The organism is Streptomyces spongiae, assembly GCF_009377185.1.
Lineage (GTDB): Bacteria > Actinomycetota > Actinomycetes > Streptomycetales > Streptomycetaceae > Streptomyces > Streptomyces spongiae.
The window spans coordinates 1-10594 of record NZ_VJZC01000345.1 but is presented as its reverse complement, the minus strand read 5'-3'; the positions used below and the strand labels follow the sequence as shown (position 1 = coordinate 10594).

10 protein-coding genes and 1 pseudogene are annotated in these 10594 nt (G+C 71.0%); 7 read left to right on the top strand and 4 right to left on the bottom strand.

All coding sequences use genetic code 11. The features are described from left to right. Positions 1–1693 (top strand): DUF2029 domain-containing protein (locus FNH08_RS33370; protein ID WP_152775261.1); only part of this gene is annotated, 1693 nt, incomplete at its 5' end. Between the two features lie 39 nt (positions 1694–1732). Here FNH08_RS33370 and FNH08_RS33365 read toward each other — a convergent pair. Further along, positions 1733–2047, bottom strand: a complete 315-nt coding sequence (locus FNH08_RS33365) for an AzlD domain-containing protein (protein WP_322725924.1) — start codon at positions 2045–2047, stop codon at positions 1733–1735. Next, on the bottom strand, positions 2044–2691 hold the full coding sequence (locus FNH08_RS33360; protein ID WP_194238700.1) for an AzlC family ABC transporter permease: 648 nt from the start codon (positions 2689–2691) through the stop codon (positions 2044–2046). Before FNH08_RS33360 ends, FNH08_RS33365 begins: the two co-directional genes overlap by 4 nt. Before the next feature lie 124 nt (positions 2692–2815). Between FNH08_RS33360 and FNH08_RS33355 the strand changes: the two genes are divergently transcribed. Next, on the top strand, positions 2816–3436 hold the full coding sequence (locus FNH08_RS33355; protein WP_152775260.1) for a helix-turn-helix domain-containing protein: 621 nt from the start codon (positions 2816–2818) through the stop codon (positions 3434–3436). Positions 3437–3603: 167 nt separating this feature from the next. Here the strand turns inward: FNH08_RS33355 and FNH08_RS33350 are convergent, their stop codons facing one another. Next, positions 3604–3807 (bottom strand): cold-shock protein, encoded by a 204-nt coding sequence (locus FNH08_RS33350; RefSeq protein WP_028805073.1) that lies wholly within the window; start codon positions 3805–3807, stop codon positions 3604–3606. A 361-nt stretch (positions 3808–4168) separates the two neighbouring features. Between FNH08_RS33350 and FNH08_RS33345 the strand changes: the two genes are divergently transcribed. From FNH08_RS33345 to FNH08_RS52410, 5 genes and pseudogenes are all read left to right on the top strand, one after another. Continuing rightward, complete coding sequence (locus FNH08_RS33345; protein ID WP_322725923.1) at positions 4169–5017, top strand: menaquinone biosynthetic enzyme MqnA/MqnD family protein; 849 nt, start codon at positions 4169–4171, stop codon at positions 5015–5017. 259 nt (positions 5018–5276) lie between these two features. Then, a complete protein-coding gene (locus tag FNH08_RS33340; RefSeq protein WP_152775259.1) occupies positions 5277–7028 on the top strand; it encodes a serine/threonine-protein kinase in 1752 nt (583 codons plus the stop codon). 55 nt (positions 7029–7083) lie between these two features. Next, entirely contained in the window at positions 7084–7929 is an 846-nt protein-coding gene (locus FNH08_RS33335; protein ID WP_322725922.1) for a prepilin peptidase, read from the top strand. 132 nt (positions 7930–8061) lie between these two features. Continuing rightward, on the top strand, positions 8062–9276 hold the full coding sequence (mqnC, locus tag FNH08_RS33330) for a cyclic dehypoxanthinyl futalosine synthase (protein WP_322725921.1): 1215 nt from the start codon (positions 8062–8064) through the stop codon (positions 9274–9276). A gap of 7 nt (positions 9277–9283) precedes the next feature. Then, positions 9284–9712: pseudogene (locus FNH08_RS52410) on the top strand (imidazolonepropionase-like domain-containing protein); the annotation flags it as partial. A 30-nt stretch (positions 9713–9742) separates the two neighbouring features. Here the strand turns inward: FNH08_RS52410 and FNH08_RS33320 are convergent. After that, positions 9743–10477: an LmeA family phospholipid-binding protein gene (locus tag FNH08_RS33320; RefSeq protein ID WP_152775257.1), complete on the bottom strand. Its 735-nt coding sequence runs from the start codon at positions 10475–10477 to the stop codon at positions 9743–9745. Positions 10478–10594 lie beyond the last annotated feature (117 nt).

Genomic DNA, 10594 nt, shown 5'->3' with positions numbered 1-10594 from the left:
GGCCCTCGCCCTCTGGCGTCGCCGCCACCGCGTCCCCCTCATCGCCACGCTCACCATGCTCCCGCCGTACGCGGTCTGGGCGCTGCTCCTCGCCACGGGCGGTGGCGATCTCGCGGCGCAGGAGGCGTGGGCGGGGTTCGCGGCGCGATACGGGGACTCGGCGTACAACCTGTTCTGGTACGGCGGGATGCACACCGCGAACTACAGCGTGATCTCCCCGTACGTGATGGCCGCGTTCGGTGTGCGCACGGTGAGCGTGTTCTCCGGGCTCGCGGCGTCCTGGGCGGCGGCCGTGCTGGTCTTACGGGCCGGGGTGCGCGCCCCCGTCGGCCCGGCACTGCTCGCGTCCCTCGCGCTGTGGTGCAACGTCGCGTCCGGCCGTACGACGTTCGCGCTCGGCGTCGCCTTCGGGCTCGTCGCGTGCGTGCTGCTGACGGGGGAGCGGCGGGCGGCGCTCGCGTCGGTGTGCGCGGCGCTCGCCACCCTGGCCAGCCCGGTGGCCGGGCTGTTCCTGGCCGTGGTCGGGGCCGCGTTCCTCGTCGTACGGGACGGGGTGCGGGCCGCGGTCCTGCTGGTGCCGCCCGCCCTGGTCGTCGCGGTGACCACCCTGCTCTTCCCGTTCGCCGGCGAGCAGTTGATGCCGGCCGGGCGGATCTGGGCGCCCGCGCTGCTCGGGCTCGCCGTCACCGCGCTCGCCCCGCGCACGTGGCGGGTGGCCCGGTGGAGCGGGGTCGTGTACGCGGTCGGCACCGTGCTCACGTATCTGGTCCCCTCGCCGATCGGCACGAACGTCGAACGGTTCGCGGCCCTGTTCGCACCGGCCGCGCTGTGCGCGGTGCTGACGACATCCCAGGTTCCGACGGTCCTCGAGACGCCGGCAATTGGCTCCGGAGTCCCAGCGACACGCCGCGCGAACGGCGTGTCGCTGGGACGCAGAATCCAATTGCTCCCTCGTAGCTTCTCGCCCGGCCGGATTCGGCGGGCCACTCGGCTGCGACGGGCCACCCTGCTCGCGGCCCTGTTGTTCTCCCTCGTCTGGGTCGGCGCCAAGACCCTCGCTGACCTGAGGGTGACCACCCCCGTGCCGGCCTGGGCCGCCGACACCCGCCCCGTGACCAGGGCCCTGCGCGGGCTCGGCGCCGACCGTGCCCGGGTCGAGGTGGTCCCGGCCCGCAACCACCGCGAGGCCTCCGGATTCGCCCCGTACGTCAACCTGGCCCGCGGCTGGAACCGCCAGCTCGACATGGAACGCGCCCGACTCTTCTACGACGGCACCTTCTCCGCCGTCACCTACCGGGCCTGGCTGGATCACTGGGCGGTCGGCTTCGTCGTCCTTCCGCTCGCCGAGCCCGACGGGTACGCCGAGGCGGAGGCCCGCCTGGTGCGCGAGGACCGGCCCGACTGGCTGGAGCCGGTGTGGCAGGACGCCCACTGGAGGGTCTACCGGGTGCGTGACGCGGTGCCCCTCGTCCCGGCGCCCGCCACCGTCGTCCGCAGCACCAGCGCCGCGGTCGACGTCCGGGTGCCGCGGCCCGGAGCGGTGATCATCCGGGTGGCGTACTCGCCGTGGCTGCGCGCCGAAGACGGGTGCCTGACACGGGACGGCGATTTCACCCGGCTGACGGCTACCCGACCGGGCGAGTACCGGATCAGCTCGGAGTACGGCCTCTCCTCGGCCCCGGACCGCTGCTGACCCGAGCGGTGTGCTCCGTCACCCGACCCGTGTACTCCATCAGGGGAGACCGGCTGCCCGCAGCAGGGCCGTGGTGACCGCAGCACCCAGCACCACGACGACGAAGGGCGCGCGCCGCCAGGCGAGGGCGCCCGCCACGGCCACCCCGGCCGGTCGCGCCCACCCGGCGAAGCCGCCCGCCTCGGTCAGCGCGCCCGTGGCGAGCAGCGCGACGAGCAGGACCACCGCTCCGGCGGCCAGCAGCTGCCGTACGCGCTCGGAGATCTCGACCCGGCCGTGCAACAGCGGTCCCGTGAGCCGGAAGGCGTACGTCCCGGCGGCCAGGACGAGCAGCGCGGTGACGGTCGCGCTCACGACCGCCGCCACAGAGCCAGCCCGGCGAGCGCCAGCAGCACCGGAACCCCCGTGGGCGTCACGGGACTCGCCGCCAGGGCCACCGCTCCGCCCAGCAGCGCGGCCCGCCGTACGGGTGGCTGCTCGCGCAGGGTGGGCAGGACGAGGGCGACGAGTACGGCGGGGAAGGCGGCGTCCAGACCGTAGGTGGCGGTGTCGCCCAGTGCCTCTCCGGCGAGGGCGCCGATCAGGACGCACACGTTCCAGACCGTGAACAGGGCGATGCCCGAGACCCAGAACGCCACCCGGCGCCGTACCGGATCCTGCTGGGCCAGGGCGAAGGCGACCGTCTCGTCGGTCACGAGGTGGGCGCCGAGGAGCCGGGTGAGCCGTCCCTTCCCCAGCACGTCCGCGACGGCCAGACTGAACGCCGCCGTCCGGGTGTTCAGCAGCAGCCCGGTGGCCGCCGCGGCGAACGGCCCGCCCCCGGCGAGCAGGATCCCCACCGCGCTGAACTGCGCCGACCCCGCGTACACCACCAGCGACATGACCACCGGCACCCATACCGGCAGCCCGCCGGCGACCGCGATCGCGCCGAAGGAGACGCCGACGACACCGCCGGCCAGACAGACGAGGGAGACGTCGCGCAACAGGGCGGAGTCCAGGTCCAGGGCGGCGGCAGATACGGATACGGATGCGGGTGTTCGGGGAAGCGAACGCACGTTTTCTACAATGAACAAACACCGTGGTGTTCGTCAAGGCGAACGATCGTATTCTGGAGCGAACGACATGTCCGATGCCGAGACCGGTGCACCGTCCGAGGGCGGGAAGACCCCGCCGTCCGAGGGCGGGAAGCCCCCGTCCCGTCTCCCCCTCGACTGGATCGCCGGCTCCCTGCGCCGTGAGCGCGCCCGCGCCGGGCTCTCGCTCTCCGAGCTGGCCAAGCGCGCCGGTATCGCGAAGTCGACGTTGTCCCAGCTGGAGGCGGCGAGCGGCAACCCGAGCATGGAGACGCTGTGGGCGCTGGGCGTGGCGCTGGGTGTGCCCTTCAGCGCGCTGATCGAGCCGCCCGCCCCGTCGGTGCGGGTGATCCGGGCCGGCGAGGGGCCGACCGTGCACTCCGAGCAGTCCAGCTACACCGCGAGCCTCCTGTCGCCCGGTCCGCCGGGGGCGCGGCGCGACATCTACCGCACCTGGATCGAGCCGGGATCCGTACGCACGTCCGAGCCGCACATCCCGGGAACGGTGGAACACCTGGTCATGAGCACGGGGCGGCTGAAGGCGGGGCCGCGGGGGGAGGAGGTCGAGCTCGGTCCAGGGGACTACGTGACCTACCGGGGGGATGTGCCGCACTCCTACGAGGCGCTGGTGCCCGGGACGACGTTCGTGCTGATCATGCAACACGTGTGAGGCAAGGGGGAAAGCCGTGCACGTGCACGAAAAAAGTGCCCAAGGAAAAGGCAGGAGCCCCGCTGCCGTACGGCGCGGGGCTCCTTGGGTACTGCAATCAGGTCCGGATCAGAGCACTGGGCTCACAGCACTGCGCTCACGGCACAGGGCTGGGGGTAGCCGGCTGCTCAGATGGGGGTGACGTTCTCCGCCTGCGGGCCCTTCGGGCCCTGGGTCACGTCGAAGGAGACCGACTGGTTCTCCTCGAGGGAGCGGAAACCGCTCGCGTTGATCGCGGAGTAGTGGACGAAGACGTCGGGGCCTCCGCCTTCCTGGGCGATGAAGCCAAAGCCCTTTTCGGCGTTGAACCACTTCACGGTTCCGGTAGCCATAAGCCCTCCTTGGGCCCAAAGGGTTGCCCTGCTCCAGAACCTGCAAGTGTGAAAACAAGTGCTGCACAACTGCATTCGTCTGAAAACCGACGAGAGCCTGCGGTCACATGCTCCGCAGGCTCTGTACTGCAAGGAAACCAAACTGCAACTTGCGGCGAGCCTAGCACGCAGGCAGCCGAAAGCAATAGAGGGCAAGATCACGTCACCCGGACGTTTGAACGCGTCGAGAGAGGGGTTGACGCGGGGCTGACGGGGAGGGTGTGGCGAGAGGGGCCCGTGTGGCCCGCTCCCAGGGGCCAGGCACCGCGCCGGGAGCCACCCTGAAGGGTGCACCGTACCCCATGAGGGCTAGCCTCGCGATGTGGACAATTCTCGCACCCGGCCGCGCGTCGGCCACATCCAGTTCCTGAACTGCCTGCCCCTGTACTGGGGGCTCGCACGGACCGGAACACTCCTCGACTTCGAGCTGACGAAGGACACCCCGGAGAAGCTCAGCGAGAAGCTGGTAGAGGGCGATCTCGACATCGGGCCCATCACACTCGTCGAGTTCCTCAAGCACGCGGACGACCTGGTCGCCTTCCCCGACATCGCTGTCGGCTGCGACGGCCCGGTGATGTCCTGCGTGATCGTCTCCCAGGTACCCCTGGACCAGCTGGACGGCGCCCGTGTCGCGCTCGGCTCGACCTCGCGCACGTCCGTACGCCTCGCGCAGTTGCTGCTCGCCGAGCAGGTCGGCGTCCGCCCCTCGTACTACGCCTGCCCGCCCGACCTGCCGCTGATGATGCAGGAGGCCGAGGCCGCCGTACTCATCGGTGACGCGGCGCTGCGGGCCAACCTGCACGAGGGGCCGAAGTTCGGGCTCGACGTGCACGACCTGGGCTCCATGTGGAAGGAGTGGACGGGCCTGCCGTTCGTCTTCGCCGTCTGGGCGGCCCGGCGCGAGTACCTGGAGCGGGAGCCCGCCGTCACCCGAAAGGTGCACGAGGCGTTCCTGGCGTCCCGTGACCTCTCCCTCGACGAGGTCGGAAAGGTCGCGGAACAGGCGGCCCGCTGGGAGGCCTTCGACGAGCAGGTCCTGGCGCGGTACTTCACCACCCTCGACTTCCGTTTCGGCGGCCCCCAGCTGAAGGCCGTGAACGAGTTCGCGAGGAGGGTGGGCCCGACGACGGGCTTCCCCTCGGACGTACGCGTGGAACTGCTGGCCCCATAACGGAGTCCTCAGGTAAGGGCAACTGAATTCTTCGCGAATTCGGAGTGTGGGGTGGGGCGAGCAATTGCCGGGTGGCTGGTGCTGCCGGGCTCGCACACGTTCTTAAGGGGCGCGGGGCTGTTACATCGTGCGGCTCCGCCGCGTGGGCGCGACAAGCCACAAGGAACCGTCAGCCGCCCAACAACAGCACCCCGGCAGACGAGACCGCGCCCCACTACGCTGCTGGACATCGCGGAACACGGGGGAGGTGCGGAGCACCATGCAACCGCAGCCGTTGCAAGCCGACGAACCCACGGCAGTGGGTCCGTACCGCCTGCTGGGCCGACTCGGCTCGGGCGGAATGGGCCGCGTCTACCTGGGCCGCAGCGCGGGCGGCCGCACCGTCGCCGTCAAGATCGTCCACCCGCACTTCGCCCTGGACGAGGAGTTCCGGGCCCGCTTCCGCCGCGAGGTGGACGCCGCGCGCCGGGTCGGCGGCGCGTGGACGGCTCCCGTACTGGACGCGGACCCGGAGGCCCCCGTGCCGTGGGTGGCGACGGCGTACGCGGCCGGCCCCTCGCTGGCGGGAGCCGTCGCCGACAGCGGGGCGCTGCCGACCCACTCCGTACGCGTCCTGGGCGCGGGCCTCGCGGAGGCCCTGACCGCCGTGCACGCCCTCGGGCTGGTCCACCGGGACGTGAAGCCGTCCAACGTCCTGCTGACCGTGGACGGCCCGCTTCTCATCGACTTCGGAATCGCCCGCGCCACGGACGGCACGGCGTCCCTCACCTCCACCGGCGTCTCGATCGGCTCGCCCGGCTACATGTCGCCCGAACAGATCCTCGGCAAGGGCGTCACGGGAGCGGCGGACGTCTTCTCGCTGGGCGCGGTCCTGGCGTACGCGGCGACGGGTGAGTCCCCCTTCCCCGGGGACTCCTCGGCGGCGCTGCTCTACAAGGTCGTCCATGAGGAGCCGGAACTCGGCTCGATGGAGGGCGAGTTGCTGGAGCTGGTGCGGCGCTGTCTGGCGAAGGAGCCGTCCGGCCGGCCGAGCCCTGAGGAGGTGGCCCGTGCCCTGGCACCCGAGGGCGCGGCCCGGCTGGTGGCGGCGGGCTGGCTGCCGGGTCCGTTGGTGGAGCAGGTCGGCCGGAGTGCCGTACAGCTGCTGAACCTGGAGGCCACGGAGGTGCCGGCGTCCGGGCCGGTGGGGTTCAGCAGTCCTTCGGTGGGCGCCGGCTCGCCCTCTCCCGCTGTCGAAGCGCCTTCTGCTGTTGGGGTGTTCGGGCCGCCGCCCGCCATGCCGCAGCCCGCCATGCCGTCGGACAGGGTCGCCGCCGTACCCGAGCCGAGACCCGAGGACGCGGTCCCGGCTTCGGCCCAGGCATCGGCATCGGCATCGGCTTCGGCTTCGGCTCCCACCCAGGCGCCCACTCCGGGCAAGGTGTCGGTCAGTGTGGCCGCGACCTCCCTGCCCGGTACGAACGGGCGGGGACGGAAGGTGAGTTGCACGGTGGCCCTGGCGGTCGCGGGCGCGTTCGCCGCGGTGACCGTGGGGTCGATATTCGGGCTGGGACTCCTGGACGACGACAACGGCAGCGACACCGCGAGCGGCAGCGACCAGGAGGCGAGCCCGCCGGCGGCGAGCCGGAGCAGTGTCGAGGACCAGGCGCCCGGGGGAGGGGCCGTTCCGGAGACGTACGTCGGGACATGGGAGGGCGACGCCTACGCCCTGAGCGGGAAGCTGCCCGCGGGAACGTTCCGCGTCACCCTTCAACAGGCCGCCGTGGGAAAGAAGCTGGGGACCTTCCGCTCCACCGACCTCATCGGCGGTGTCTGCGACGACGTGCTCGTCCTGAAGAAGGTCACCAAGAAGCAGATCACGGCCACCAGCATCGCCGACAAGAACAACCCCGGCACGTGCACGACGGGCGAGCACGAGGTCCGACTCACCCCGGTCGGCAAGGAACTGCAGTACGAGACGGACAACGCGGACGCCGGAGACCCCGTGGCCCGGATGGCGAGGATCAACTAGCCGGCGCGACCAGCGGTCCGAGGCGATGGTCGCCCTGCCCGCATAGGCTGGGCGGGTGGATCTCGACCTCTGGCTGACCGTGGCCGCCGCCGTCTGGGGCGCGGCCGTCGGGGCGCTGGTGCCGCGGGCCGCGTACCGGTTGTCGGTCGAGCCGGAGGAGGCGTGGCAGGACGTCTGCCCGGCCGGGCACCCGATCAGGGGCCTGGCGCGCGGCTGGCTCGGGCGCGCCCAGTGCGGGGCGTGCGGGGCGCGCGGGGCGCGCGGGGCGGCTTCCGCCGACGCGGGGAGCCTGGGGCACGCGGAGGGTGCGGGCGCGGGCACCCCCGCCTCGTACGCCTCGTACGCCTCATACGCCTCGTACGGTCCCAGCACACCCGTCATCGCCCTGGTGACCGCCCTCGTGTGCGCGGCCCTCGCACTGACGACCGGAACGCGGCCCGAACTGGCCGTCTGGCTGCTGCTCGCCCCGGTGGGCGTGCTGCTCACCCTGGTGGATCTGCGGGTGCAGCGACTGCCGGACGTGCTGACGCTGCCGTTCGCCGGAACGGCGCTCGTGCTGCTGGGGGCGGCGGCGCTGCTTCCGGAACACGCGGGTCAGTGGCCCACGGCGCTGTTCGGGTCCCTCGCACTCGGCGGGTTCTACTTCCTCTTCTTCCTCATCAGACCGATCGCCCTCGGCTTCGGGGACGTGAAGCTGGCGCTCGGGCTCGGGGCGGTGCTCGGCTGGTACGGCTGGGGGGCGCTGTTCCTGGGCACGTTCGCCGGGTCCGTGGTCGGGAGCGTGCATGTGACGGTGCTCTTCGTGCTCCGGCGCGCCGGGCGCGGGACACCGGTCGCGCTGGGGCCGTACCTGATCGCGGGGGCCTTCGTGGGGCTGCTGATGGAGGCGTACGCGGCCTGATGACCTGATGAGAGGTCGGGCCCGGGAGTTGTCCACAGCCTGACGTCGGGTGATCCCAGCCCCTGGCGTAGGCTGGATCGGTCCGTCCACACCCCTGACGAACCTTACGAAACCTTACGAAAGGGACGCCCGGTGACCGAGAAGGCCGACCTCACATCTCTTGATGTCACAGCCGTCCTCGACCGTGCCGCCGCGGGTGGGAGGATCACCCCCGAGGAGGCGCTGGAGCTGTACCGCTCCGCGCCGCTGCACGCGCTGGGCGCCGCCGCGGACGCCGTACGCAGGCGGAGGTACGCGGGCGTCGAGCACATCGCGACGTACATCATCGAGCGGAACATCAACTACACGAACGTCTGTGTGACGGCGTGCAAGTTCTGCGCGTTCTACGCCGCGCCGAAGGACACGGCCAAGGGCTGGACCCGGGACCTGGACGACATCCTGCGCCGCTGCGCCGAGACCGTCGAACTCGGCGGCACCCAGATCATGTTCCAGGGCGGGCACCACCCGGACTACGGCGTCGAGTACTACGAGAAGCACTTCTCCGCCATCAAGAAGGAGTTCCCGCAGCTCGTCATCCATTCCCTGGGTGCCTCCGAGGTCGAGCACATGGCCCGGATCTCCAAGGTGAGCGTGGAGGAGGCCATCCAGCGCATCCACGCGGCCGGTCTGGACTCCTTCGCGGGCGCCGGAGCCGAGCTTCTCCCCGCCCGGCCGCGCAAGGCCATCGCCCCGCTGAAGGAGAGCGGTGAGCGCTGGCTGGAGATCATGGAGGCCGCGCACAACCTGGGCGTGGAGTCCACGTCCACGATGCTCATGGGTACCGGCGAGACGAACGCCGAGCGCATCGAGCACCTGCGGATGATCCGTGACGTACAGGACCGGACGGGCGGCTTCCGGGCCTTCATCCCGTACACGTACCAGCCGGAGAACAACCACCTCAAGGGCCGTACGCAGGCCACGCTCTTCGAGTACCTGCGTATGATCGCCATCGCGCGCCTCTTCATGGACAACATCGCCCACATCCAGGGTTCCTGGCTGACGACGGGCAAGGAGATCGGCCAACTGTCGCTGCACTACGGCGCGGACGACCTCGGCTCGATCATGCTGGAGGAGAACGTGGTGTCCTCGGCCGGCGCCAAGCACCGCTCCAACCGGCTGGAGATCATCGACCTGATCCGCAAGGCCGGCCGGGTCCCCGCCCAGCGCACCACGACGTACGAGCACATCGTCGTCCACGACGACCCGGCGAACGACCCCGCCGACGAGCGGGTGGCCTCGCACATCTCGTCGACGGCGATCGAGGGCGGCACGGCCCACCCCGAGTTGAAGCTGCTGGCGTCCAACTGATGTGCCTGTGCTGACGATTCACGCCGCGGACGAGGTGCGGTGCGTGTGGGACGACTCGGAGCCGCCGGTCAAGGACGGTGCCGTCGCCGTGGAGGGGAGCCGGGTCGTCGGCGTGGGCCCGTTGGCGGAGATCCAGGAACGGTTCCCGGGCGCCCGCGTACGCCGCTGGCCCGGCGTCCTGGGCCCGGCCCGCGTCCATGAGGGCCCGCTTCCGGACGCCCCGACTCCGCGTGAACGGGTTCACGCCGTGCTGAAGTCGGGGGCGGTGGCGGTCTTGGCGTCGTACGTGGACACCCCCGAACTCCGGGCGGCGGCCGAGCGGAACGATGTGGCGGTGCTGCCGGGGGTCCGCCCGGCGGCCATAGTGCTGGGCGGCCGTGCGGACCTGGCGGTGCTGGATGGTGCGGGTGCGGGTGCGGCTGCGTGTGTGCCTAGGCCGTACGGCGCCGGGCCTGCCCGGTCCGTGCTACCCCGCCAGCTTTACGTTCGAACCCTTCACCGTGATCTCCACACCATCCTTACCGCCCTCCACCTTGTCGAGCTTGATGCCGCCGGGAAGGTCGTCGATGTTCTGCTGGAAGTCGGTGATCGAGCGGACCGCGTTCTCGGCGAGGTCGACGCCCAGGCTCGGGATGGAGTCGGCGCGGACCTGGACGGTGTCTCCCTTGACGCTGACCGTGCTGAGTACGGAGACCGGCTCGGGCAGCTTCTTGCCGAGGACGGTGGCCTCGACCTCTACCTTGATCTTGCCGTTGCCTCCGGCGGAGAGGCCGATGACCTTGGCGGAGACGCCGGGGCTGACGTCGGTGGGCTCGGACTTCGCCGTCTTGAGGAGTTCGTCGTACGCGATGGTGGCGGTGCCGGTGGCGGTCTGCGCGGTGGCGGAGCTGTAGTCGCCGGAGAACTCGACGCCGCGCATGTCGGCCTTCATGTCCGAGATGCGGATCGTTTCGTCGCCGGTGCCCGTGGCGGCCTCGTAGTCCGCGATGCCGACCTCGACGTCGTCCAGTTCGCCGCTTGCGACCTGGGTGAGGAAGGGGAAGCCCTTGATGGACACGTTCGGGGTGGTGGACAGGCCCTCGGTGGTCCGCATCCTTTCCGCGGCCTCGTCCTCGGCGAAGTTGACCGCGACCCGGTCCGCGATCACGAACAGGCCGCCCAGGATTACGGCGAGGATGAGCAGTATTCGCAGTGCGCGCATGTCTCGGTGTTCCCCACGTTCCCAGTCGGCGATCGGTTCGGGTGTTCGGTCGTTCGGTCGTTCGGTGTCAACGGCCTGGGTGGCCGTTGCGAGGGTAACCCTGGTGGAGGTTGGAGG